Source organism: Xanthobacter sp. NM-25, assembly GCF_022138605.1.
GTDB lineage: Bacteria > Pseudomonadota > Alphaproteobacteria > Rhizobiales > Xanthobacteraceae > Xanthobacter.
On record NZ_JACBFS010000003.1, the window covers coordinates 211,015 to 233,601 of the forward strand.

23 protein-coding genes are annotated in these 22,587 nt (G+C 68.4%); 15 read left to right on the plus strand and 8 right to left on the minus strand.

Annotated features, from left to right (window positions below; genetic code table 11):
* Positions 1-41: 41 nt before the first annotated feature.
* The 8 genes from MEU52_RS09815 to MEU52_RS09850 all read left to right on the plus strand — a co-directional run bounded on the left by MEU52_RS09815 (position 42) and on the right by MEU52_RS09850 (position 7,181).
* Complete coding sequence (locus tag MEU52_RS09815) at positions 42-1,148, plus strand: RluA family pseudouridine synthase (protein WP_443266518.1); 1,107 nt, start codon at positions 42-44, stop codon at positions 1,146-1,148.
* 4 nt (positions 1,149-1,152) lie between these two features.
* Complete coding sequence (locus tag MEU52_RS09820) at positions 1,153-1,839, plus strand: hypothetical protein (RefSeq protein ID WP_238121104.1); 687 nt, start codon at positions 1,153-1,155, stop codon at positions 1,837-1,839.
* 305 nt (positions 1,840-2,144) lie between these two features.
* Positions 2,145-2,762: a TRAP transporter small permease subunit gene (locus tag MEU52_RS09825; RefSeq protein ID WP_238121105.1), complete on the plus strand. Its 618-nt coding sequence runs from the start codon at positions 2,145-2,147 to the stop codon at positions 2,760-2,762.
* A 115-nt stretch (positions 2,763-2,877) separates the two neighbouring features.
* Positions 2,878-4,734 carry a TRAP transporter large permease gene (locus tag MEU52_RS09830; RefSeq protein WP_238121411.1) on the plus strand — a complete coding sequence of 619 codons (1,857 nt, stop codon included), beginning with the start codon at positions 2,878-2,880 and terminating at the stop codon, positions 4,732-4,734.
* Positions 4,735-5,031: 297 nt separating this feature from the next.
* Complete coding sequence (locus MEU52_RS09835) at positions 5,032-5,289, plus strand: hypothetical protein (protein WP_238121106.1); 258 nt, start codon at positions 5,032-5,034, stop codon at positions 5,287-5,289.
* Positions 5,290-5,350: 61 nt separating this feature from the next.
* Positions 5,351-5,671, plus strand: coding sequence for a hypothetical protein (locus MEU52_RS09840; protein WP_238121107.1), 321 nt, complete (start codon positions 5,351-5,353; stop codon positions 5,669-5,671).
* Positions 5,668-6,405: an HAD-IA family hydrolase gene (locus MEU52_RS09845; RefSeq protein ID WP_238121108.1), complete on the plus strand. Its 738-nt coding sequence runs from the start codon at positions 5,668-5,670 to the stop codon at positions 6,403-6,405. The genes MEU52_RS09840 and MEU52_RS09845 overlap by 4 nt, the downstream gene beginning before the upstream one ends.
* Positions 6,405-7,181 (plus strand): ATP12 family chaperone protein, encoded by a 777-nt coding sequence (locus MEU52_RS09850; RefSeq protein ID WP_238121109.1) that lies wholly within the window; start codon positions 6,405-6,407, stop codon positions 7,179-7,181. The genes MEU52_RS09845 and MEU52_RS09850 overlap by 1 nt, the downstream gene beginning before the upstream one ends.
* Positions 7,182-7,185: 4 nt before the next feature.
* Here the strand turns inward: MEU52_RS09850 and MEU52_RS09855 are convergent, their stop codons facing one another.
* Complete coding sequence (locus MEU52_RS09855; RefSeq protein WP_238121110.1) at positions 7,186-7,653, minus strand: Lrp/AsnC family transcriptional regulator; 468 nt, start codon at positions 7,651-7,653, stop codon at positions 7,186-7,188.
* A gap of 184 nt (positions 7,654-7,837) precedes the next feature.
* Here MEU52_RS09855 and putA point away from each other — a divergent pair, with 184 nt between their 5' ends.
* Positions 7,838-11,494: a trifunctional transcriptional regulator/proline dehydrogenase/L-glutamate gamma-semialdehyde dehydrogenase gene (gene putA / locus MEU52_RS09860; protein ID WP_238121412.1), complete on the plus strand. Its 3,657-nt coding sequence runs from the start codon at positions 7,838-7,840 to the stop codon at positions 11,492-11,494.
* Between the two features lie 96 nt (positions 11,495-11,590).
* On the opposite strand, the gene MEU52_RS09865 is transcribed toward putA, so the two are convergent.
* Positions 11,591-11,950: a hypothetical protein gene (locus tag MEU52_RS09865; RefSeq protein ID WP_238121111.1), complete on the minus strand. Its 360-nt coding sequence runs from the start codon at positions 11,948-11,950 to the stop codon at positions 11,591-11,593.
* Positions 11,951-12,357: 407 nt separating this feature from the next.
* Here MEU52_RS09865 and MEU52_RS09870 point away from each other — a divergent pair, with 407 nt between their 5' ends.
* The gene (locus tag MEU52_RS09870; protein WP_238121112.1) at positions 12,358-12,738 is read left to right on the plus strand and encodes a hypothetical protein; all 381 of its coding nucleotides are present in this window, start codon (positions 12,358-12,360) and stop codon (positions 12,736-12,738) included.
* Positions 12,739-12,776: 38 nt separating this feature from the next.
* Here MEU52_RS09870 and eutC read toward each other — a convergent pair whose 3' ends face one another.
* The 3 genes from eutC to MEU52_RS09885 form a co-directional block, all read right to left on the minus strand.
* Positions 12,777-13,553, minus strand: a complete 777-nt coding sequence (gene eutC / locus MEU52_RS09875; protein ID WP_238121113.1) for an ethanolamine ammonia-lyase subunit EutC — start codon at positions 13,551-13,553, stop codon at positions 12,777-12,779.
* Positions 13,550-14,938 (minus strand): ethanolamine ammonia-lyase subunit EutB, encoded by a 1,389-nt coding sequence (locus tag MEU52_RS09880; protein ID WP_238121114.1) that lies wholly within the window; start codon positions 14,936-14,938, stop codon positions 13,550-13,552. The genes eutC and MEU52_RS09880 overlap by 4 nt, the downstream gene beginning before the upstream one ends.
* 100 nt (positions 14,939-15,038) lie before the next feature.
* Positions 15,039-16,076 (minus strand): ligase-associated DNA damage response exonuclease, encoded by a 1,038-nt coding sequence (locus tag MEU52_RS09885; protein ID WP_238121115.1) that lies wholly within the window; start codon positions 16,074-16,076, stop codon positions 15,039-15,041.
* A gap of 59 nt (positions 16,077-16,135) precedes the next feature.
* Here MEU52_RS09885 and MEU52_RS09890 point away from each other — a divergent pair, with 59 nt between their 5' ends.
* A complete protein-coding gene (locus MEU52_RS09890; protein ID WP_238121116.1) occupies positions 16,136-17,059 on the plus strand; it encodes a class I SAM-dependent DNA methyltransferase in 924 nt (307 codons plus the stop codon).
* Here the strand turns inward: MEU52_RS09890 and MEU52_RS09895 are convergent, their stop codons facing one another.
* On the minus strand, positions 17,060-17,566 hold the full coding sequence (locus tag MEU52_RS09895; protein ID WP_238121117.1) for a tyrosine phosphatase family protein: 507 nt from the start codon (positions 17,564-17,566) through the stop codon (positions 17,060-17,062).
* Positions 17,563-18,126, minus strand: coding sequence for an HD domain-containing protein (locus MEU52_RS09900; protein WP_238121413.1), 564 nt, complete (start codon positions 18,124-18,126; stop codon positions 17,563-17,565). Before MEU52_RS09900 ends, MEU52_RS09895 begins: the two co-directional genes overlap by 4 nt.
* A 208-nt stretch (positions 18,127-18,334) precedes the next feature.
* Between MEU52_RS09900 and MEU52_RS09905 the strand changes: the two genes are divergently transcribed.
* The 3 genes from MEU52_RS09905 (at position 18,335) to MEU52_RS09915 (ending at position 19,707) form a co-directional block, all read left to right on the plus strand.
* A complete protein-coding gene (locus MEU52_RS09905; protein ID WP_238121118.1) occupies positions 18,335-18,817 on the plus strand; it encodes an NUDIX hydrolase in 483 nt (160 codons plus the stop codon).
* A 78-nt stretch (positions 18,818-18,895) separates the two neighbouring features.
* Positions 18,896-19,324: a TIGR02301 family protein gene (locus MEU52_RS09910; RefSeq protein ID WP_238121119.1), complete on the plus strand. Its 429-nt coding sequence runs from the start codon at positions 18,896-18,898 to the stop codon at positions 19,322-19,324.
* Positions 19,325-19,434: 110 nt separating this feature from the next.
* A complete protein-coding gene (locus MEU52_RS09915) occupies positions 19,435-19,707 on the plus strand; it encodes a hypothetical protein (RefSeq protein ID WP_238121120.1) in 273 nt (90 codons plus the stop codon).
* 173 nt (positions 19,708-19,880) lie between these two features.
* Here the strand turns inward: MEU52_RS09915 and acs are convergent, their stop codons facing one another.
* The gene (gene acs / locus MEU52_RS09920) at positions 19,881-21,839 is read right to left on the minus strand and encodes an acetate--CoA ligase (RefSeq protein WP_238121121.1); all 1,959 of its coding nucleotides are present in this window, start codon (positions 21,837-21,839) and stop codon (positions 19,881-19,883) included.
* Positions 21,840-22,215: 376 nt separating this feature from the next.
* Here acs and MEU52_RS09925 point away from each other — a divergent pair, with 376 nt between their 5' ends.
* Complete coding sequence (locus MEU52_RS09925; RefSeq protein ID WP_238121122.1) at positions 22,216-22,587, plus strand: DUF423 domain-containing protein; 372 nt, start codon at positions 22,216-22,218, stop codon at positions 22,585-22,587.

Sequence of the window (22,587 nt, forward strand, 5' to 3'; positions counted from 1 at the left end):
GTGACGTCGGGCCCATCCTGGTCTATGGGCAAGCGATGGATATGAACGCGGCGCGAGGACGGGCCCAGATGGCAGTGGAGCTGAAGACGGTGGCAGCGGACGAGGCGGACATGCGCCTCGACCGGTGGTTCAAGCTGCACTACCCGGACCTGTCCTTCGGTCATCTGCAGAAGCTGGTGCGCACCGGGCAGGTACGGGTGGATGGCGGCCGCATCAAGACCTCGACCCGCCTCGAAGCCGGCCAGAGCGTGCGCGTGCCGCCGCTGGGTGGTGGAGAGGAGGAAGCACCGGCGTCCGCCGCCGGTGGCGCCTCTCATGGGGGAACCTCACATGACGGCGCGGCTCATGCGGCCGCCGGCAAGGCGGGCGTGGGCAAAGGCCCGGGCAAGACGGGCGGTAAACCGGGCGATGACCTCAGCTTTCTGAAATCCCTGATCCTTTATGAGGACAAGGATGTGATGGTGCTGAACAAGCCGTTCGGCCTCGCGGTGCAGGGCGGCTCGGGCACCTATCGTCACGTGGATGGCCTGCTGGAGGCCATGCGCGACAAGGATGGCCAGAAGCCGCGCCTCGTCCACCGCATCGACAAGGATACCTGTGGCTGCCTGCTGGTGGCGAAGACGCGGCTCGCCGCCTCGGTTCTTGCCAAGAGCTTCCGCTCGCGCGAGGCGCGCAAGGTCTATTGGGCGCTGGTGCCCGGCGTGCCCAAGCCCCGCCAGGGCCGCATCTCCACCTATCTCGCCCGCGACGAGGAAGAGGAGAAGATGCGCGTGGCCCGCCATGGCGAGGACGAGGCGAGCCACGCGGTGACCTATTATGCGGTGGTGGACCAGGCGGCGCAGAAGATGAGCTGGCTGTCCCTGAAGCCGGTCACCGGCCGCACCCACCAGCTGCGCGCGCACCTCGCACACATCGGCCATCCCATCGTCGGCGACCCCAAATATTTCAATATCGAGAATTGGGAACTGCCGGGCGGGCTGCAGAACAAGCTGCACCTCCTGGCCCGGCGCATCGTCATCCCCCATCCGCGCGGGCAGGGGGTGATCGATGTTTCGGCGCCGCTGCCGCCGCATATGGCTCAGTCTTTCGCGGTGCTGGGCTTCGACGCCAGCCAGTATGATCCCATCCTCGAAGCGCCGGAAGGCTAGGGGCGTGCCGCGCCGCGCCCTGCGTCTGTTGGCGCTGCTGCTGGGGTTGGCGCCGGCGGCGGTCCTGGGGCAGGGGCTCGATGTTCTGGCGCTGTATGGCGAGCTGCAGGTGGCGCAGCCGAACGGCTTTCCGCACTATGAGATCACCGCCGGGCGTGGTGGGGCGCGGGTCTCGGGCGGCAGCGTTCACGGTTCGCGAACGCGGGTGGAGGTGCTGCTCGACCAGCCCCATGCGTTCCTGCGCCTCGTCGATCGCGGTGAAGGGGAGGGGGCGCCCACCCTGGTGACCGAGGTGGTTGCCTGGATCGATCCCGAAGGCGCACCGCTGGTGGGCCTCAGCGAGTGGGGCAGCAGGGGCGGCGTGCCGTTCGGCGGGCGCCTTCGCTTTTATTCCCGTTTGTCCGGCCGCTGGAACCTGGTGACCGCCCAGGTGTGGCCGAGCCTCGACACCCCACTTTGCGGCACCCCGCCGGAAGACGTGACCGAGGAGGCGGCCGGGTGGGACGGGCTGGGCGCGCTGGTGGCGCTGCTGCCGCGCACAGGCACCGATGTCGCTGCCTGGTGCGTGGGCTCAAGCCCACGGGCCGGCACCGGCGCCATGGTCATGTGGGAGCGCGCCCGGGGGGTCTTTCAACGCGGCGCCGCTCTCGTCGGTCCGCCATCTTGGCCATTGGCCCCGTCCGGCCGCTGAGAGGGTGAGGTGCCCGCAAGCGAAAGCGCGGCAGAATCGTCCGCTGGCGCTGGAGGGCTGTTGCAACCCATGGTCTACGAGCAATGGGTTGCTGCATCTTCGCGGTCATGCGCGATGGCTGGGGCTTCAGACTTTAGTCGAATCCGCTTGCGCCGCAGTCCATGGAACACGCCGAGCCATGCGGATTCGGGGGCCCTTGCTCTTGCGGCCTGTTGTGGTTTGCCTATGGTGCCGGCTCAAAGGGCCGTCACCAGGGTCAGATGTGCGGTCCGGCAAAAACGTGTTCGCCCGAGGGACGCATACCCATGACACCCCTGCTCGCGCTCGCCCGTGGCATTGACGCCGTCAATGCGCGGATCGGCAAGGCCGCCGCCTGGCTGATCGTGGTCGCCATCCTGGTTTCCGCGATCAATGCCATCGTGCGCAAGTTGTTCGATGTCAGCTCCAATTCATGGCTGGAACTGCAATGGGTGCTGTTCTCGGCGGTATTCCTGCTGTGCGCGTCCTGGACCCTGCTCGACAATGAGCACATCCGCATCGACATTGTGAACGCCCATCTCAGCAAGCGGATGCGAGATGGTATCGATGTGTTCGGGCATCTGTTCTTTTTGCTGCCCTTCTCCATCCTGCTGCTTTGGACGTCCATTCCCTTCTTCCTCAGTTCCTATGCCATCGACGAGCAGTCGCTGAATGCGGGCGGGCTCCCGCAGTGGCCGGCCAAGATGCTGGTGCCGCTGGGCTTCTTCTTTCTGACGTTGCAGGGCATCTCGGAACTCATCAAGCGCGTCGCCGTGATGATGGGGCGCATGGACGATCCCCACGAGGGGCCGGGCGGCACCCATGCGGCGCTCGCGGCCGAGGCTGAGCGGCTTCTGGACGATCACGAGGGGGACGCCGCCGGCTCCTCCCAGGCGCAGCGCTGAGGGGGCGGGGATGCTCGATCTTGTGATCTCGATGCTGCGTCGCCCGCGTCTCGCCCATCTGGCCGCGGTGGTGCTGGGCGCGCTCGCTTTGGTGGCCTTCCTGCCCGATGTGGCGATGGCGGCCGAGCCCGGTTTTCGCGGCTGGTTCATCCACAATATGGCGCCCATCATGTTCGCGGCGCTGGTGGTGTTCCTGCTGCTCGGCTACCCGGTGGCCTTCTCCCTTGCCGCCAATGGCCTGATCTTCGGCGTCATCGGCATCTACCTCGGCCTGTTCCGGCCGGACTTCCTGCAGGCGCTGCCCGAGCGCGTCTATGGCACCATGAACAATGAGGTGCTGCTGGCGGTCCCCTTCTTCACCTTCATGGGCCTCATTCTTGAGCGCTCCGGCATGGCCGAGGATCTGCTGGACACCATCGGCCAGGTGTTCGGCTCCATTCGTGGTGGCCTGGCCTATGCGGTGATCTTCGTGGGCGCGCTGCTTGCGGCCACCACCGGCGTGGTGGCCGCCTCGGTGATCTCCATGGGCCTCATCTCCTTGCCCATCATGCTGCGCTACGGCTATGATCGGCGGGTGGCTTCCGGTGTCATCGCCGCCTCGGGCACCCTGGCGCAGATCATTCCGCCCTCGCTGGTGCTGATCGTGATGGCGGACCAGCTGAACCGGTCCGTGGGCGACATGTATGAGGGCGCCTTCATCCCGGGCCTGCTGCTCTCCAGCTTCTACGCGCTTTATATTTTCCTTGTTTCCACCTTCTTCCCGAAGGCGGCGCCCGGCCTGCCGCTGGAGGCGCAGACCCTGCGGCCGCCGGACGAGAAGCACGGCTTCGCCCGGGTGCTGGGGGCGCTGACCGCCGCCGGATTCGCGGTGCTGCTCGCCACCGGCTCGCTGCCGCATCTCACTGCCGATCTCCTACCGGGCTTCGCCAACACCGCCGCGTGGGGCGTGGTGTCGTTCGCGGTGCTCTATTTCATCATGTCCGGCACCGCGCGGCTGCTCACCCCCTCGCTCTATATCGCGCTCGCCATCGCCATCACCGCCGCCATCTGGCTGATGAACCGGTCCGAGGTGAAGTTCGGGTCGGATTACGTGGTGCTCGCCATGTCGGCCACAGTGGCCCTGGCGTTCGTCATCGCCGTCATCAACCGGGTGTTCCGCCTGGGCCTGCTCTCCAAGCTGGCGGAGCAGGTGGTGTTCGTGATGGTGCCGCCGCTGGCGCTGATCTTCCTGGTGCTGGGCACCATCTTCATCGGTGTCGCCACGCCGACGGAAGGCGGCGCCATGGGCTCGGTGGGGGCGCTTGCGCTGGCCATCGGCCGCGGACGGCTCAAGGTTGATCTGCTGCGGCAAGCCACCTATTCCACCGCCAAGCTGTCCGCCTTCGTGCTGTTCATCCTGCTGGGCGCACGCGTGTTCTCGCTCACCTTCTATGGCGTGGACGGGCACAAATGGGTGGAAGAGCTGCTGGTGTCGCTGCCCGGCGGCGAGGCGGGCTTCCTCATCGCCGTGAACATTCTGGTGTTCGTGCTGGCGTTCTTCCTCGATTATTTCGAGCTCGCCTTCATCATCATCCCGCTCCTGGGGCCGGCCGCCGACAAGCTCGGCATCGACCTCATCTGGTTCGGCGTGATGCTGGCGGTGAACATGCAGACCTCGTTCATGCACCCGCCCTTCGGCTTCGCCTTGTTCTTCCTGCGCTCGGTGGCGCCCAAGCTGCCCTATGTGGACCGGGTGACAGGCAAGACCATGCAACCGATCACCACAGGCCAGATCTATTGGGGCGCGGTGCCGTTCGTGTGCATCCAGCTGGTGATGGTGGCGCTCATCATCCTGTTCCCGCAGATGGTGACCCACTACAAGTCGGGCGCGGTGCAGCTGGATCAGAATCAGGTGCAGCAGCAATTCGATAGCCTCACCCCGAGCTTCGATGCGCCGCCCCCGCCGATGCTGGATTTTGGCAATCCGAAGTAGGTCTGCCACATTAACCTGCTATGGGGCCGGCTTCCGGTAGAGGGAGCAAGGGGTGGCGCGCGACGGGCGCCGCCCTTCCCCTGTCCTCGGGCCCCGTGAAGGGCCATATGAGGGGGCGAGGCAAAGGCGGAGACGCATGAACACCAAGCACGAATTCTGTCCGGGGTGCGGTGCGCAGGTCTATCCGGAAGAGACGCAGTGCCCCTTCTGTGGACGCTCCCTGCGCAATCGGGCGCTGATACCGGTGGTGATCGGCTTGGCGGGGACGGCGGTGGCGCTGGTGTCCGGCGCGCTGGTGTGGTGGGTGTTGTCTTCGCCGGCCCCGGTGCGTTCCGCCGGGCCTGCGCCGGCCAACTCTGCGTCGCCCGCGCCGACGCCCACCATCTCTGCGTCGCCCGCGCCGACGCCCACCATCTCTGCGTCGCCTGCGGCACCATCCACGCCGGCGTCGCCCGCGGTGGCGGAGGCCCCGGCGCCGGTGGCACCCGCCGCGCCCCCCGTGGCTCCACCGCCCAGCAGCGAGACTTCCGCTTTCGCGCCGCCGCCCGCGCCTGAACGGCCGGCGTTGGCGCGGCCTGAACCTGCGGCAGCGCCGGCGATGCCTTCGGTGGCGGCCGTGCCGCCGTCTCTGGCCGCACCCCTGACCCGCTCCACGGACACGCCGGCGGACGCGGAATCGCGCCGCGCCTTCGCCAAGAGCAAGCAGGAGAGCTTCGCTCAGAACGGGCTCGACCTGAAGGTGACCACCTCCGGGCCAGAGGACACCACACTGACCATCACGTTCAATTTCTCCGCCAAGACGGCGGCCGAGCTGATCATCGCCGGCCCGTTCCCGAAACAGTGCGAGCAGCGGGGCTTCAAGGACATCTTGTTCGAGGATCCCACCGGCACCACCTGGGTCTATGACATCGCCACCCAGAAGATGACCTTGAAATGAGCACGCCGTCCCAGCCTTCCCCCGCTCCCACGTCCGATGGCGCCTTGACCCTGATCCTGTTCGATTGCGACGGGACGCTGGTCGACAGCCAGCACATGATCGTGCAGGCCATGCACGACGCCCATGCGGCGCTGGGCCTGGCGGTGCCGGAGCGGGCCGAGCTTCTCTCCATCGTCGGCCTGTCGCTGCCCGAGGCCTTCACCGTGCTGGCGCGGGGCGATGCGCATTATCCCGTCATGGAGATGGCGGAGGCCTATCGCAGCGCCTTCATGCGGCTGCGCGACATCCGGCCGCCGGAGCCCATGTTCCCTGGCGCCCGGGAGGTGCTGGAGGGCCTGCGCGCCCGTGACGACGTGCTGCTCGGCATGGTCACCGGCAAGGCGCGGCGCGGGGTGGACCGGGTGCTCAAGGCGCAGGACATGGTGGGCTGGTTCGCCACCATCCAGACCGCAGATGATGCGCCCTCCAAGCCCCATCCCGCCATGGTGCAGCAGGCGATGATGGAAACCGGCATCGGCCCCGCCCGCACGGTGGTGGTGGGCGATACCTCGTTCGACATGGCCATGGCGCGGGCGGCGGGCGCCTCGGCGCTGGGGGTCGAGTGGGGCTATCACGAGACCGAGGCGCTCTGGCATGCCGGCGCGCAGCAGGTGGTGGACCACTTCGGCGCGGTCCCGGCCGCGCTTTCGCAGCTGCTGGCCGCCGCCGCCCTGCCGCAGGAACGGAGGGCGTGATGCGCGATAGTCTCGGTGATCTGGAGAGCGGCGCGGACAACCCCATGGCGCGCGCCCAGGCGGCGCAGCGCCCAGCCCGCCCCAAGCGCTTCTATAAGGAGGCAGGCGTGGGCCCGGTGGAGGGTGGCTTCGCCGTGCTGCTGGACGGCCGCCCGGTGCGCACGCCGGCGCGGGCGGTGCTGGCGGTGCCGACCCAGGCCCTCGCCGAGGAGCTGGCGGCGGAATGGGCCGCACAAGGGGAGGAGATCGACCCCTTCTCCATGCCGCTGACCCGCCTCGTGAATGTCGCCCTCGACCGGGTCGCCCCCGAGGCTGCGGCGGTGCGGGAGGAAGTGGCGAACTATGCCGGCACAGATCTTCTGTTCTACCGTGCCGAAGGGCCGGATGCGCTGCTGGCGCGCCAGGCGGCCCAGTGGGACCCCATCCTTGAGTGGCTCAACGAGACCCACGGCGCCCGCTTCTTCCTCAGCGAAGGCATTCGCCATGTGGCCCAGCCCGATGACGCTTTGGCGCGGGTGAGGGCGCGGCTGCCGCAGGGGCCGCTGGCGCTGGCGGCGCTGCATGTCATCACCACCCTGACCGGTTCGGCCCTGCTGGCGCTGGCGCTGGCCGAGGGGCGGCTCGATGCCGACGCGGTGTGGGCCGCCGCCCATGTGGATGAGGATTGGAACCGCGACCAGTGGGGTGAGGATGAGCTCGCCGCCGCCCGCCGTGCGGCCCGGCGCCTCGAATTCGACGCCGCGGCGGCGCTGCTGGCCCAGGCGCCCGACGCCTGATGGCTCACGGTGCGTCGTCCTTCACCGATTCCATGACCACATAAGTGGACGTGCTGGCGACGCAGGGCAAAGCGGAGATCTTCTCGCCCAGCACCTGCCGGTAGCGGCGGATGTCGCGTGTGCGCACCTTCAACAGATAATCGAACGGCCCCGCGATCATGTGGCATTCCTCCACCTCGCGGAGGCGCCGCACCGCCGCGTTGAAGGCGGAGAGGGAGGCTTCCGTGGTGTCGGAGAGCTTCACCTCGGTGAAGGCGATGTGGTCGAGCCCCAGCTTCACCGGATCGAGCTGCGCCCGGAACCCGCGGATATAGCCTTCGTCCACCAGCCGTTTGAGGCGCGCCTGGCATGGTGTACGCGACAGGCCCACCCGCGCCGACAGATCGGTGATGGACATGCGCCCATCGGCGCTGAGCGCTTCCAGAATGCGCTGATCGAAAGCATCAAGTTGACTAAGTTCTGGCTCTGTCATGGGTGATATGACTGCATATGGCGATCATTTCATAAAATTCTGATGCCATTCTCCCATATGAAAAGTCGGAATGCAAAAGCGGGTCTTGCTACCCTTTAGGGGACTGACGCCCCCGCCTTCGCCCAGCCTGCGGGCGGCGCAGTCGCAAGGATCGCGCCCCATGACTCGCCCACTCACTCGCCCGATGATTTCCGCTGTTGCCCCCGCTGCCTCCGAGGCCCCGATGTTCGCCGATTTCGCGCCGCCGGCGGGTCCGCGCTCGGCGCTGCGCCGGGCGGTGACGGCGGCCTATCGCCGTCCCGAAGCTGAATGCCTGGCACCGCTGCTGGAGGAAGCCACCCTGCCGGCGGACATGCGCGCCCCCATCGCCGGCACCGCCCGCCGGCTGATCGAGGCGCTGCGCGGTAAGCCGCGGGGTTCGCTGGTGGAAGAGCTGGTGCAGGAATTCGCCCTCTCCTCCAAGGAGGGCATCGCCCTGATGTGCCTGGCCGAGGCGCTGCTGCGCATTCCCGATACGGCGACGCGCGATGCCCTCATCCGCGACAAGATCGGCCATGGGGATTGGCTCGCCCATCTGCGCGGCGGCCATTCCCTGTTCGTGAACGCCGCCACCTGGGGCCTCGTTCTCACCGGCAAGCTGGTGGGCACGGTGGATGAGCAGGGCCTCACCGCCGCCCTGACGCGGCTGGTGGGCCGGCTCGGCGAGCCGGTCATCCGCCGCGCGGTGAATGTGGCGGTGGGCATGATGGGCGAGCAGTTCGTCATGGGCGAGACCATGGACGAAGCCCTGAAGCGCGCCCGCGAACGGGAGGCCAAGGGCTTCCGCTATTCCTACGACATGCTGGGCGAGGCGGCGGTGACGGCCGCCGATGCGGATCGCTATTTCGCCGATTATGAAGGTGCCATCCACGCCATCGGCAAGGCCTCCGCCGGGCGGGGGGTCTATGGCGGGCCGGGCATCTCCATCAAGCTCTCGGCGTTGCATCCGCGCTATGCCCGCGCCCAGGCGGGCCGAGTGATGGCCGAGTTGCTGCCGCGGGTGAAGGCCCTGATGCTGCTCGCCAAGGGCTACGATATCGGCGTCAATATCGATGCCGAGGAGGCCGACCGGCTGGAGCTCTCCCTCGACATGATGGAGGTGCTGTGCGCGGATCCGGATCTCGCCGGCTGGAACGGGCTCGGCTTCGTGGTGCAGGCCTATGGCCGGCGCTGCCCGTTCGTTCTCGACGTGCTCATTGATCTTGCCCGGCGCAACGGCCGCCGGCTGATGGTGCGGCTGGTGAAAGGCGCCTATTGGGATGCCGAGATCAAGCGCGCGCAGATCGATGGGCTGTCCGACTTCCCGGTCTATACCCGCAAGCCCCACACGGACGTGTCCTACATCGCCTGCGCCCGCAAGCTCCTGGCGGCGCGGGATGTGATCTTCCCGCAGTTCGCCACCCACAACGCCCAGACGCTGGCCTCCATCTATCACCTGGCCGGTGCCGATTTCACCGAGGGTTCGTTCGAGTTTCAGTGCCTGCATGGCATGGGCGAGCCGCTGTATGACGAGGTGGTGGGCCCCACCCACATGGGCCGGCCGTGCCGCATCTATGCGCCGGTGGGCAGCCACGAGACCCTGCTCGCCTATCTGGTGCGGCGGCTTCTGGAGAACGGCGCCAACTCCTCCTTCGTCAACCGCATCGCCGATCCCGCCGTGTCGGTGGATGACCTCATCGCCGATCCGGTGGATGTGGTGCGGGCCATGCCCCATCCCGGCGCTCCCCATGATCTCATCAAGGCGCCGTCGGCGCTGTTCCCCGACCGGCTCAATTCCGCAGGCATCGATCTGTCGAACGACGACGTGCTCGAGGCCCTCACCGCCAGCCTCAGCGCCAGCGCCGGCTGGCCCTGGAGCGCCGGCACGGCGGACGCCGGCACCCGCCGCGCCGTGCTGAACCCGGCCGACCGGCGCGATGTGGTGGGTGAGGTGTTCGAGGTGACGCCCGCAGCCGCCGGTGCAGCGATGGCGCAGGCGGCCGCCGCAGCCCCCGGTTGGGCCGCGCGCCCCGCGCGGGAGCGCTGTGCGCCGTTGCTTAAGGCGGCCGAGGCCCTTGAGGCCCGCATGGGCCAATTGATGGGGCTTATGATGCGCGAGGCCGGCAAGTCGGCGGCCAATGCGGTGGGCGAGGTGCGCGAAGCCATCGATTTCCTGCGCTTCTATGCAGGAGAAGCGGAGAAGCTGGAGGCCAGCCAGACCGGGCTCGGCCCGGTGGTCTGCATCAGCCCCTGGAACTTCCCACTCTCCATCTTCACCGGCCAGGTGGCGGCGGCGCTGGCCGCTGGCAATACGGTGCTGGCGAAGCCCGCGGAGGAGACCCCGCTGATCGCCGCCGAGGCGGTGCGCCTGCTGCACGAGGCCGGGGTGCCGGCCGATGTGCTGCAGCTGCTGCCCGGTGACGGTGCGGTGGGCGCGGCCCTGGTGGCGGCACCGCAGGTGGCGGGCGTCATGTTCACCGGCTCCACCGAGGTGGCGCGGCTGATCCAGCGTCAGCTCGCCCCGCGCCTCTCGCCGGCGGGCCGGCCCATTCCCCTCATCGCCGAGACCGGTGGCCAGAACGCAATGGTGGTGGACAGCTCGGCTTTGGCCGAGCAGGTGGTGGCCGACGTGGTGGCCTCCGCCTTCGACAGCGCCGGCCAGCGCTGCTCGGCCCTGCGGGTGCTGTGCCTGCAGGAAGAGGTGGCGGACCATATTCTGGAGCTGCTGAAGGGCGCCATGGCGGAACTGGTGGTGGCCCCCACCGATCACTTGGCTACGGATGTGGGGCCGGTGATCAGCGCCGACGCCCGCGCCGGCATCGAGGCCCATGTGGAGGCCATGGCGAGCCGCGGTCACAAGGTCTTCCGCGTGCCCCTCGGCATGCCCACCCGCCACGGCACCTTCGTGGCGCCGACCCTGATCGAGATCGACCGGCTGGGCGAGCTGGAGCGCGAGGTGTTCGGCCCGGTGCTGCACGTGGTGCGCTATCGCCGCGAGGCGGTGGGCGAAGTGGTGCGCGAGATCAACGCCACCGGCTACGGCCTCACCTTCGGTCTCCACACCCGGCTCGACGAGACCATCGCCGCGGTCACGGCGCAGGTGGAGGCGGGCAATATCTATGTGAACCGCAACATCATCGGCGCGGTGGTGGGGGTGCAGCCATTCGGCGGGCGCGGCCTCTCCGGCACCGGCCCCAAGGCCGGCGGGCCGCTCTATCTGCAGCGCCTCACCCATGGTCTGCCGCGCTGGTCCCAGAGCGGGGGGACGGCCGACGCCGCGGCCCTCGCGTTCGCCGACTGGCTGGCGGCGAAGGGATCTGCCCGCGAGGCGGCGCAGGCGCGGGATTGGGCCCTGGCGGTACCGCTTGGCGTGCTCACCGAGCTGCCGGGCCCGGTGGGTGAGAGCAACCGCTACGGGCTGGCACCCCGCGGCACGGTGCTGGTGCGGGCGCAGACCCGCGGGGCGCTGCTGACGGGCATCGCCGCCGCCTTGGCCACCGGCAACCGGGTGCGCGTGGAAGCCCCGAGCCTGCGCGGCGCGCTGGCCGACCTGCCGGCCGCTTTGGCCAGGCGGATTGTGTTTGCGCTGGATCAGGACACGAGCGGGGGATCCGCGCCGGGGGCGGGGATCAACGTGGCGCTGGTGGAGGAGGGGGACGTGACCGGTGTGGCGACCCGGCTCGTGGACGGCACCGGGCCGCTGGTGCCCGTGCATGTGCTGGAGGCGGGCGGGGTGCCGCTGCCGCTGCTCATGCGCGAGGTGTCGATCTCCATCAACACCGCTGCCGCCGGCGGCAACGCCACCCTCATGGCGGTGGCTTGATCAGGCCGCTGCCGCTGGCTTTCGCTGCCCCGTCGCAAGTCGGGGTGGCGGGAATGAAAGGCGTCCTCCGGCCCGGTCGGGCCGGAGGAGATCACGTCACGCCGCTTCGGCGACGGGCGGCTTTTCTGCGTTCGTTTCAGGCTGCGTGGCCGCCAGCACCTTGGTCTGGATCAGCTCCGCCAGCTCCAGCACCTCGGTATTCCAGGCCAGCGCAGACTGCTGCATGAACGCCAGTTCCTTGGTCATGGCGTTGGCGGGATTGGGTTCTTTCGCCAGTTCGCCCATCAGCTGCATCTGCTCCTGGGCCTGCTTGCCCATGAAGCGCTGCAGGTGAGACGCCACCGCCATCGGGCAATCGAAGAACATGTTCTTCCATTGCGTCATGGGCGCCATGGTCGGCGGGGTTCCGCTGCTCCAGGCCCGGGTCAAACCCTGGAAAATGGCCGAATCATTCATGACATCACTCCCTTGCCGATTGCGCCTGCCCCCAGCGTCTTCCGCCTCTTTCCAGGCGGTGCCGCAAAATTAAGCATCGCCGGAAATCGAATATGTTGCGTTGCGCCACGTCAAATTGCGCAAAGCGAAGCCCAGTAACCGGGGGCGAATGGACAAGGCGGCCGCGCCTCGCAAGGGGACCGCGTGCGGCAGGTGCTGTTCGCCAAGGGCGCGGCGCCTGCATCTTGCGGCTATTGTGACCGCATTCGCGTGCAGGGCAAGGGCTTTCGGGAGGTAATGGGTGCGTCTTCATTGCCCAGGGGGAAGCATCTGGGGCGCAAGGGGCTCTGTCGCGAATCGCCGGGGATCCTCTAAATAAGGGCGACACAGGAACTGCAACGCCCAGACCAAAGGCCGGGAGAAGAACAATGGCGCAACTGCCGCAGGGCTTTCATAAGGTCCGCATGGAATTGGCCCGTGAGAAGGATTTTCCGGAGGGGTCGAAATTCTTCGGCTACCGTTTCGTCGCGCCCCTGAAAGAGGATGGCCACATCGACGCGGAGCTTTGGGCGAAGCATCGCGAGATCTGCCGGGTGGTGAAGTTCCGTCCCGACGAGGCGGACGAGGTGGGCCACCTCGTGCGACGCCCCGGCGGAAGCTGGGCCTTCCGCTATGACATTTCGGGAAATGACGACGACGAGGCCGGCTACCGCTTCGGCGATGAGAAGTTCGAGGTGGGTGAATACATCTCGGTGAAGGAAGACGAGGAGATGCACACCTTCCGCGTGGTTTCGGTCGAAGCCGACTGAGGCCTCCGCCCGCGGCGGAGCGCCGGGCTCAGCTCGGCTCAGCCGCCGGTCAGGGCCGGCGGAGGGGCACCGTGCAGCAGGAGCAGGTCGCTCTCGTCCTTCAGCTCCACGCCGCTGACGGCGCGCCGCAGCGCCTCCTTGAGATGCCAGGCGAGCTTGAAGGCAGCCAGCTCGTGGCTCAGTCCTTCCGACCGTACGTTGGAGATGCAGTTGCGTTCCGCGTCTGAGCGGCCGACCTTGGGGGCGAAGGTCAGGTAGAGGCCGAGGCTGTCCGGGGAGGACAGGCCCGGCCGCTCGCCCACCAGCACCACCAGGGCGCGGGCGGCCAGAAGCTCCCCCACCTCGTCGCCCAGCGCCACCCGGGCCTGGGCTGCCACCACCACCGGCGCGACGCTCCAGCCCTCCTTCGTGATCCAGGGCTTGAAGGCGGCCAGGAAAGGCGCGGTCTGGGCATGGATGGCGGTGGCGGACAGGCCGTCGGCGACCACCAGCGCCAGATCCACCGGCGCCGCCTTGCGGGCGGCGAGGCGCGCGCGGCTTTCCGCATTCAGCCGCCGGCCGAGATCGGGGCGGCGCAGATAGACATCCCGCGCCGGGGCGGCGCTCGCCACCTCCAGGGTCTCGAAGCCCAGCGCCCGGATCTCCGCTTCCACCTTGGTCGCCTCGAACGGCAGGTGGACGGCGTCGCGGGCCTGGGCGTGGGCGAGGGCGAAGCGCAGCACCTCCTGCGTCGGCAGGCTGGCGCCGGTGCGGCCCAAAGCGATGCGGGCCGGGGTGTGGCGGGAAAAGGCGAGCCAGGGATCGCGCGCGATCATGCCGCCTGCTCCTTCACGAAGCCCACCAGCGGATGGGTGCCGCTCGCCGGCAGCAGCCGGCCGGCGGCATCGGCGATGCCCATGCGTTCCAGCCAGGCCTCGAATTCCGGCGCCCGCTTCAGGCCCAGCACCTCGCGGATATAAAGAGCGTCGTGGAACGAAGTGGACTGATAGTTCAGCATCACGTCGTCGGCGCCGGGAATGCCCATGATGTAAGTGACGCCGGCGGCGCCGAGCAGGGTCAGCAGGGTGTCCATGTCGTCCTGGTCGGCCTCGGCATGGTTGGTGTAGCAGACGTCCACACCGAGCGGCACGCCCAGCAGCTTGCCGCAGAAATGATCCTCCAGCCCGGCACGGATGATCTGCTTGCCGTCATAGAGATATTCGGGGCCGATGAAGCCCACCACCGTGTTCACCAAGAGCGGCTTGAACGGCCGGGCGACCCCATAGGCACGCGCTTCCAGGGTCTGCTGGTCGACGCCGTGATGGGCGCCGGCGGAGAGGGCCGAGCCCTGGCCGGTCTCGAAATACATGGCGTTCTGCCCCACCGTGCCGCGCCGGAGCGCGGCGGCGGCATCGGTGCCTTCCCGCAGCACCTTGAGATCGACGCCGAACGCGCGGTTCGCCCCCTCGGTGCCGGCGATGGACTGGAACACCAGATCCACCGGCGCGCCGCGGTTCATCAGCGCGATGGAGCTCGTCACGTGGGTGAGCACGCAGCTCTGGGTGGGGATCTCGAAGCGGGTGATCACCTCATCCATCAGCCGCAGCAGGCGGTCGATCACCGGCAGGCTGTCGGAGGCAGGGTTGATGCCGATCACCGCATCGCCGCAGCCATAGAGCAGGCCGTCGAGAATGGTGGCGGAGACGCCGGCGGCATCGTCGGTGGGGTGGTTGGGCTGCAGCCGCACGGCCATGGTGCCGGGCAGGCCGATGGTGTTGCGGAAGCACGTGACCACTCGGCATTTCCTGGCCACCAGGATCAGGTCCTGATTGCGCATGAGCTTGGAGACGGCGGCGGCCATTTCCGGGGTCAGCCCGGGCGCAAGGGCCGCGAGTTGCTCGGGCGTTGCCTGATCGGAGAGCAGAAAATCCCGGAAATCGCCTACCGTCAGGGCAGAGACGGGAGCGAAGGCGACCGGATCATGGGTGTCGAGGATGAGGCGGGTGACCTCATCCGTTTCATAGGGCACCAGCGCTTCGGAGAGGAAGGCCTTCAGCGGCACCTCCGCCAGGGCCATCTTGGCGGCCACATTCTCCTCGGCGGATGAGGCGGCGATGCCGGCCAGCATGTCGCCGGAGCGCGGCGGCGTGGCCTTGGCCATCAGCTCCTTAAGATCCGCAAACACATAGCTGCGGGCGCCGATGCGGTGGACATAGGCCATGATGTGCTGCTCCCCGTCCGGATCATCCTGCGTGAACGGGGCCTGAGAAACAAGGAATGTGCCAATTTGTGGGGATGTGTGGAATTTCGGCTGAAAATCCTCACTGTCCCGCCGGCGGCGTCTCCGCGGTCTCGGTCTCGTCCTCCTCGCCATAGCCCACCAGGCGCAGGGGGCGGGCGCGGATCTGCCGGGTCTGCGCCCAATGCACCAGCGCATCCTCGGCGCCGTGCGTCACCCACAGCTCTTGGCAATGGGTGGCGCGGATGGCGGCGCACAGGCCGTCCCAATCCGCATGGTCGGAGATCACCAGCGGCAGTTCCACGCTGCGCTGGCGGGCGCGGGCGCGCACCCGCATCCAGCCGGAGGCGAAGCAGGTGAGGGGATCGGCGAAGCGCCGCGCCCACAAATCGGTCATGGCCATGGGTGGCGCCACCACGATGGCCCCCACGAAGGCGGACTTGTGCGCCCCCGCCACCGGTTTCAGCGGGCCGAAATCCTGCCCCTGGGCGGCGTAATAGTCGGTGATGGGCTCGAGAGCGCCGTGGACATAGAGCGGCGCGGTGTGGCCGGCGGCGCGGATCATGGCCATCACCCGCTGCGCCTTGCCGAGGGAATAGGCGCCCACCAGATGGGTGCGCTCGGGAAACACCGCCACCGAGCGCAGCAGCTTTGCCACCTCCTGGGCCGGATCGCCGAAGCGGAACACCGGCAGGCCGAAAGTGGCCTCGCTTACGAACACATGGCAGCGCACCGGCTCGAACGGGGCGCAGGTGGGGTCGGCGGCGGTCTTGTAGTCGCCGGAGACGACGATCACCAACCCATCCTTCTCCAGCCGGATCTGGGCCGAGCCCAGCACATGGCCGGCCGGATGCAGGCTGACGGTGACGCCGTTGATGTTCACCATTTCGCCATAGGCGAGGGGCTGGCGGGTGGACGTGAAGCGCTCTCCCAGGCGCAGCGCCATCAGATCCAGCGTCTCGCGGGTGGCGAGCACGGCGCCATGGCCGGGGCGGGCATGGTCCGAATGGGCGTGGCTGATGAGCGCCCGGGGCACCACCCGCACCGGGTCCACATAGAAATCGCCGGGCGGGCAATAAAGCCCCTTGGGGGTCGGGTGAAGCAGATCTTCAGGGCGCACGTCTGGTCTCTTTCCGCAACTCGTTATATGGGAGCGCGCCGCTTATCTGCGAGGCCCCCGTGTCCGCCGCCGTCCACACCCATTCCTCGGGTGACCCTGTGCTCGATCGCCGGCTCGACTGGGCCCGCGCCTGTCTTGATCACCATGACTGGTCCGCCGCCGCGGATCTCCTCACCGACACCCTGGCCGAGGCGCCGGACTTCGCCGCCGCGTGGTTCCTGCTCGGCGAGGCCCGCGAGGCGGGCGGCGATGCGGCCGGCGCGGCCGATGCCTTCACCCGGGCGCGCGATTGCGACCCGGACGACGCCTTCGGCGCCGGCCTGCGGCTGGCGCGCCTCGGCCAGGCGCCGGTGGAAGGGGCCATGTCGGCGGCCTATGTGCAGACCCTGTTCGATCAATATGCGGACCGCTTCGAGGGCGCCCTGCGCGACAATCTCAACTATCGCGGCCCGGAACTGCTGCACGCCGCCGTGGCGCGGGTGGCGGGGCCCGACTGTCACTTCCACCGGGCGCTGGATCTTGGCTGCGGCACGGGGCTGACGGCGCCGCTTTTCGCGCCGCTGGTGGACGCGCTCCACGGGGTGGATCTCGCCCCCGCCATGCTGGAGCGGGCCGAGCGGCTCGGCCTTTATGCCGGGCTGGAGGTGGGGGAGATGGGTGCGGTGCTGGCAGCGGCCCCGCCGGCCAGCTTCGACCTCATCATCGCCGCTGATGCCCTGTGCTATGTGGACGAGATCGCGCCCCTGTTCCGGGAGGCGGCGCGGGTGCTCACCCCTGGCGGGCTGTTCGCCTTCACCAGCGAAACCCATGAAGGTGAGGGGGTGCTGCTGCGCGACACCCTGCGCTTCGCGCATCCCGCCGCCATGGTGCGGGCGGTGGCCGCCACCGCCGGGCTTGAACTGCGGCTTCTGGATCACGCCTCCATCCGCACCGAGGAGGCGGTTCCCGTGCCGGGGCTGGTGGGGGTCGCGGCGCGGCCCTGATCAGTTCACCGGCAAGGCGAACGGCGTGCCCTCGAAGGCATCGCGGCCGCGGCCGATGCCGGCGATGGCCGCCACCATGCGCCCGTCGCGCCCCAGTGCCGCATCCGCCAAAGCGACGATGCGCGGATTCGGGGTGGCGGTGGGCGAGGCGTGGCGCAGCCGCTGCGCCAGCTCCACCTCGTCGCGATCGGGCAGCAGCGCGCACAGCGAGGCGTAGGCCGCCGCCGTCGAGCGCGAGATGCCGGCATAGCAATGGATCACCAGCGGCGTTTCCCGCGGCCAGGCATGCACGAACTCAAACAGCGCGTGCATATGCTCGGCACCGGGCACCACCATGCCTGCCATCTCATCGACAATGTCGTTGATGCCCAGGAACAGGTGGTCCGTGGGGTCCACATTGCTGGGTCGGGTGAAGACCGTGCCGCCGTTGATGAGCGAGATCACATGGCGCGCGCCGGTGGCCGCCACTGTCTCATGCAGTTTGGCGAGGGAGCACACGTGAATCATGGCTGCAGCTCCTCGAAGCGTCGCAGAAACCGCGCCTTGGCGGTCTCCGCCTCCCAAGGGGTGAGATAGTCACTTTCCTCTGCGTCGTCGAGGTGCACCGGGCGGCCGAAAAAGCCGCGCGCCTCCTGCGCCGAGAAGCCGGCAAGCCGGGTCGCCTCCAGATAGGCCGAGGCGCGGTCGGCCGCCTTCACGATCTTCACCAGGGTGTCGGGCCAGGTGGTGGGCAGGGAAAAGCGCACCGAGATGGCGGTGAGCAGGCGCGCCTCGACGCCCTTGTAATCGCCCCCCAGCACCGCCTTGAACGGGGAGATCATGTCGCCGATCACATATTCGGGGGCATCGTGCAGCAGCACGCACAGCCGCCAGCGGGCATCGAGATCGGGATGGGTGCGCCGCGCCAGGCGCTCGGTGAGCAGGGAATGCTGGGCCACCGAGAAGATGTTGGCGCCATGGGTCTGGCCATTCCAGCGCGCCACCCGGGCAAGGCCATGGGCGATGTCCTCGACCTCCACGTCGAGCGGGGAGGGATCGAGCAGGTCGAGCCGGCGGCCGGACAGCATGCGCTGCCACGCGCGTGGCGGCGCGCTCTTGCGGGCGCGGGAAGGCTTGGCGCCCGCGCGGGGGGCGTCCGGGTCCGGTGAGGCGGGGTGAGAGGTCACGAATCGCGTGCTCCGATGCTGCCGCGAAGGTAAGGTGCCGGCCGTTCGCCACAAGGGTGGGCCCATCGCCGCGATGGCTCTCCACAGGCGCAAAGGGATCAGGAGCGCGATGACCGCCACCGGTGCAACCCCCGCTGCCGCGATGACCGCCGCCATTCTGGAGCCACCTGTCGTGCTGCGCCCCACGCTGGCGGCCAGCGCGGCGGTGTTCCGCGGACCGCTGGTGCTGCTGGCGCGCCGGGTGAACGGCCCGGGCGCCGGCCTGTGGAGCCTGCCCGGCGGGCGGGTGGAAGCCGGCGAGACCCTCGCCACCGCCGCCGCGCGCGAACTGATGGAGGAAGTGGGCGTCGATGCCCACATGGTCGCTGTCGCCGGGGTGCGGGACGTGATTCTGCAGGATGCGGCCGGGCGGCTGGAGGCCCATTTCGTGGTCATCGCCTATGCGGCCCGCTGGCAGGCGGGAGAGCCCCGCACCGGCCCGGAGGCGGCGGAGGTCGGCTGGTTCCGGCCCCAGGAGGTGGCGGGCCTCGCCACCACGGAGGGGCTGGCGGAGGTGGTGAGCGCTGCCGCCGCGATCATGGCGCAGCCCTGAGGCATCGCTCCTCAGTCGCAGTCAAGGCCTTGACCGCGCCGCATGAAGATCGCACCACAAGGCAACCCGGAACGAACCATGCCCATCCGCAGCCTGTTCTTCGCTTTGCTTGTGGGGGCGGCGGCCCTCTGTGGCCCCCTCACTGGCCCTTTGGGCGGGCGCCTTCTCGCCGCGCCTTCCGCCGCTGTGGAGGGCGCGGCGCCGCCCTATGACGACGATCTGCAGCGCCTCGCCGAGATTCTCGGCGCCCTGCATTACCTGCGCCCCCTGTGCGGCGCGGTGGGAGAGGAGCAGCGCTGGCGCGACGAGATGGGCGCGCTCATCGAGACCGAGCAGCCCTCCGATGCCCGCAAGGGCAAGATGATCGCCGCCTTCAATCGCGGCTACACCAGCTTTTCCCAGGTCTACCAGGTGTGCACGCCGGCCGCGAAAGTGGCGGTGGAGCGCCAGCTGGAGGAGGGGGCGCGGCTCGCCCACGACATTGTGGTGCGCTACGGCGGAAATTGATGAACGGGCGCCGGGGACGTTAACCTTTTGGTTAGAACTGGGCTCCCCTCGCGGCCATCTCGTGGTAGTCATCTCCCGTCGCCGCTTGTTGCGCGGCTGGAGGTTTCTACGTGTCGACATTGCCCAGCCCAGCCATTGCCCTTCCCGATATCGCGGACATGGCCGCCGACGATCGCCATGTGGCGCTGACCTATCTCAGCGACGCCTGGGTCGAGGCCGTGCGCGACGGGCTGGAGGAGGAATGCCTGGTGCAGGCGGCCCTGTTCACGGCCCTGCGCAGCCTGGTGGCCACCTATGGCGAGACGGCCAGCGCCGATTTCGTGCTGGGGCTCGCCGACCGGGTGCGCGCCGGGGAGTATACGGTGGTGGACCACACTCATTGAATTTCGACGCCGCCGGGCGCCGTCGCGTTGTTTGAGAGTACCGCTTCAAACCGACTTCCAAGCGTTCCGCGTGGATGACCTCCACCGGAGCGCTTTTTTCTTGTCCGGGCGCCAAACGCCAACCGGCGCCCCGAGGGGCGCCGGCGCGGCAGGCAAGGTGAGCGCGGCGCCGATCAGGCGGCGGCGTCCCGCTTGTTCTGGCGGTTGCTGATGAGATCTTCCACCACCGTCGGATCGGCGAGGGTGGAGGTGTCGCCCAGGCTCTCGAACTGGTCCTCGGCGATCTTGCGCAGGATGCGGCGCATGATCTTGCCCGAGCGGGTCTTGGGCAGGCCCGGCGCGAACTGGATGAGGTCCGGCGAGGCGATGGGGCCGATCTCCCGGCGCACCCAGCCCACCAGCTCCTTGCGCAGCTCTTCGGTGGGCTCGATGCCGTCCATCAGGGTGACATAGGCGTAGATGCCCTGGCCCTTGATGTCGTGGGGGAAGCCCACCACGGCAGCTTCCGACACCTTGGGATGGGCGACGAGGGCGCTTTCCACCTCGGCGGTGCCCATGCGGTGGCCGGAGACGTTGATCACGTCGTCCACGCGGCCGGTGATCCAGTAGTAGCCATCGGCGTCGCGGCGGCAGCCGTCACCGGTGAAATACTTGCCGGGGTAGGTGGAGAAATAGGTCTGCTCGAAGCGCTCGTGGTCGCCATAGACGGTGCGCATCTGGCCCGGCCACGAATCGGCGATCACGAGGTTGCCCTCGCAGGCGCCGGCAAGCACCTTGCCTTCCGCATCCACCACCTCGGGCATGACGCCGAAGAACGGGCGGGTGGCCGAGCCGGGCTTCAGCTTGGTGGCGCCGGGCAGGGGGGTGATGAGGATGCCGCCGGTCTCGGTCTGCCACCAGGTGTCGACGATCGGGCAGCGCTCGTCACCCACCACCCGGTAATACCATTCCCAGGCTTCGGGATTGATGGGCTCGCCCACCGAGCCGAGCAGGCGCAGGGAGGCGCGGGACGTCTTCTTCACCGGCTCCTCGCCGCCCTGCATCAGCGAGCGGATGGCGGTGGGGGCGGTGTAGAAGATGGTGACCTTGTATTTGTCGATCACCTCCCAGAAGCGGGACGTGGTGGGATAATTGGGCACGCCCTCGAACATCAGCGTGGTGGCGCCGTTCGCGAGCGGGCCATAGATGATGTAGGAGTGGCCGGTCACCCACCCCACGTCCGCCGTGCACCAGTAAACATCGCCTTCGTGATAGTCGAAGACATACTGGTGGGTCATGGAGGCATAGACCAGATAGCCACCGGTGGTGTGGAGCGCGCCCTTCGGCTTGCCGGTGGAGCCGGAGGTGTAGAGGATGAACAGCGGATCTTCCGCATTCATCGGCTCGGCCGGGCATTCATCGGTGACCATGGCGGCGGCTTCGTCGTAGTAGACGTCGCGGCCGGGGGTCATGTCCACCTTGCCGCCGGTGCGCTTCACCACGATCACATGGTCGACGCCCTCGCCGCCCATATGGCCGATGGCGGCGTCCACATTGGCCTTCAGCGGCACCTTGCGGCCACCGCGCAGGCCTTCGTCGGCGGTGATGATGACCTTGGAGCCGCAATCGGAGACGCGGCCGGCGAGGCTGTCCGGAGAGAAGCCGCCGAACACCACCGAGTGGATGGCGCCGAGCCGGGCGCAGGCCAGCATGGCATAGGCCGCCTCGGGGATCATCGGCAGGTAGATGGTGACGCGGTCGCCCTTCTGCACATTGCGGTTGCGCAGCACGTTGGCAAAGGTGTTCACCGCGCTCGCCAGCTCGCGGTAGGTGATGATCTTGGATTCGTCGGGCCCGTCGCCTTCCCAGATGATGGCCGGCTGGTCGCCGCGGCTCTCCAGGTGGCGGTCGACGCAATTGTAGGCGACGTTGGTGATGCCGTCCTCGAACCACTTGATGGAGACGTGGCCGGGGTCGAACGAGGTGTTCTTCACCTTGGTGAAGGGCTCGAACCAGTCGATGCGCTTGCCGTGCTCGCCCCAGAAGGTGTGCGGATCCTCGACCGAGGCGGCGTACATGGCCTTGTAGCGGGCATCATCCACGAAGGCCTTCTGGGCCCAGGCGGACGGCACATCATAGATCTTCTCGGACATGGCCTTTGGCTCCCTCCCGCGGGTTCACGACCCGCACCTTGAACATTTCCACCGCCGGCGCGTTCTCGCGATCATCAGCGGATGGCACGCGACTTATCGTTCTCAGCGAACGCCGTTCGCCCTTATTGGGGCGGATTATGCTGACCTGACCGCCCCTCCACAAGGCATGGAACAGCCCGACTTTGGGTGCATATCCCATTGGTCAGGCCCCCGGCGCCAGGTGTTGCGGTGCACGCCGATGAACCGCATTGCGGGAAGTGCATGGCGGTGCAGAAGCATCTTTTGCGTGTGGTATCCGGCGGGGCTGCGTCGCCGGGGCAGGTATTCCCGTAAAAACTCTTCCCCTATAACGCGCCGAGGGTGGAGGTTTTGTGGAATGGACATCTGGACGCGGATTCTTTTGCTGCTGGCCGGGCTCATGGGCGCGGCCGGCGTGGCGGCGGCGGCGGTGTCGGCCCATGTGGGCGGCGGCACGTTTGTGGAAACGGCGGCCTACTTCCTGTTGTTCCACGCCGCCGCGGTCACCGCACTGGTGGCGCTGGCACTCGGCCTGGCGCGGGGCACCACCCTGGTGCGCCTCGCCGGCTCGCTGCTGGTGCTCGGCGTGGTGCTGTTCAGCGGGGACCTGGCCATGCGCGGCCTGATGGACGCGAAGCTGCTGGGCGGCAGCGCGCCGTTCGGCGGCACCACCATGATCGCCGGCTGGCTGGTGGCGGCGGTGGCGGCGCTGGTGGCCCGCCGCGCCTGA

Excerpts from the sequence above, each read along its gene's own strand:
- MEU52_RS09815 (WP_443266518.1), top strand. The coding sequence starts at position 42 with ATGAACGCGGCGCGAGGACGGGCCCAGATGGCAGTGGAGCTGAAGACG.
- MEU52_RS09825 (WP_238121105.1), top strand. The coding sequence starts at position 2,145 with ATGACACCCCTGCTCGCGCTCGCCCGTGGCATTGACGCCGTCAATGCG.
- MEU52_RS09830 (WP_238121411.1), top strand. The coding sequence starts at position 2,878 with ATGGCGGCCGAGCCCGGTTTTCGCGGCTGGTTCATCCACAATATGGCG.
- MEU52_RS09845 (WP_238121108.1), top strand. The coding sequence starts at position 5,668 with ATGAGCACGCCGTCCCAGCCTTCCCCCGCTCCCACGTCCGATGGCGCC.
- MEU52_RS09850 (WP_238121109.1), top strand. The coding sequence starts at position 6,405 with ATGCGCGATAGTCTCGGTGATCTGGAGAGCGGCGCGGACAACCCCATG.
- MEU52_RS09855 (WP_238121110.1), bottom strand. The coding sequence starts at position 7,653 with ATGACAGAGCCAGAACTTAGTCAACTTGATGCTTTCGATCAGCGCATT.
- putA (WP_238121412.1), top strand. The coding sequence starts at position 7,838 with ATGATTTCCGCTGTTGCCCCCGCTGCCTCCGAGGCCCCGATGTTCGCC.
- MEU52_RS09865 (WP_238121111.1), bottom strand. The coding sequence starts at position 11,950 with ATGAATGATTCGGCCATTTTCCAGGGTTTGACCCGGGCCTGGAGCAGC.
- MEU52_RS09870 (WP_238121112.1), top strand. The coding sequence starts at position 12,358 with ATGGCGCAACTGCCGCAGGGCTTTCATAAGGTCCGCATGGAATTGGCC.
- eutC (WP_238121113.1), bottom strand. The coding sequence starts at position 13,553 with ATGATCGCGCGCGATCCCTGGCTCGCCTTTTCCCGCCACACCCCGGCC.
- MEU52_RS09880 (WP_238121114.1), bottom strand. The coding sequence starts at position 14,938 with ATGGCCTATGTCCACCGCATCGGCGCCCGCAGCTATGTGTTTGCGGAT.
- MEU52_RS09895 (WP_238121117.1), bottom strand. The coding sequence starts at position 17,566 with ATGATTCACGTGTGCTCCCTCGCCAAACTGCATGAGACAGTGGCGGCC.
- MEU52_RS09900 (WP_238121413.1), bottom strand. The coding sequence starts at position 18,126 with ATGCTGTCCGGCCGCCGGCTCGACCTGCTCGATCCCTCCCCGCTCGAC.
- MEU52_RS09905 (WP_238121118.1), top strand. The coding sequence starts at position 18,335 with ATGACCGCCACCGGTGCAACCCCCGCTGCCGCGATGACCGCCGCCATT.
- MEU52_RS09910 (WP_238121119.1), top strand. The coding sequence starts at position 18,896 with ATGCCCATCCGCAGCCTGTTCTTCGCTTTGCTTGTGGGGGCGGCGGCC.
- acs (WP_238121121.1), bottom strand. The coding sequence starts at position 21,839 with ATGTCCGAGAAGATCTATGATGTGCCGTCCGCCTGGGCCCAGAAGGCC.
- MEU52_RS09925 (WP_238121122.1), top strand. The coding sequence starts at position 22,216 with ATGGACATCTGGACGCGGATTCTTTTGCTGCTGGCCGGGCTCATGGGC.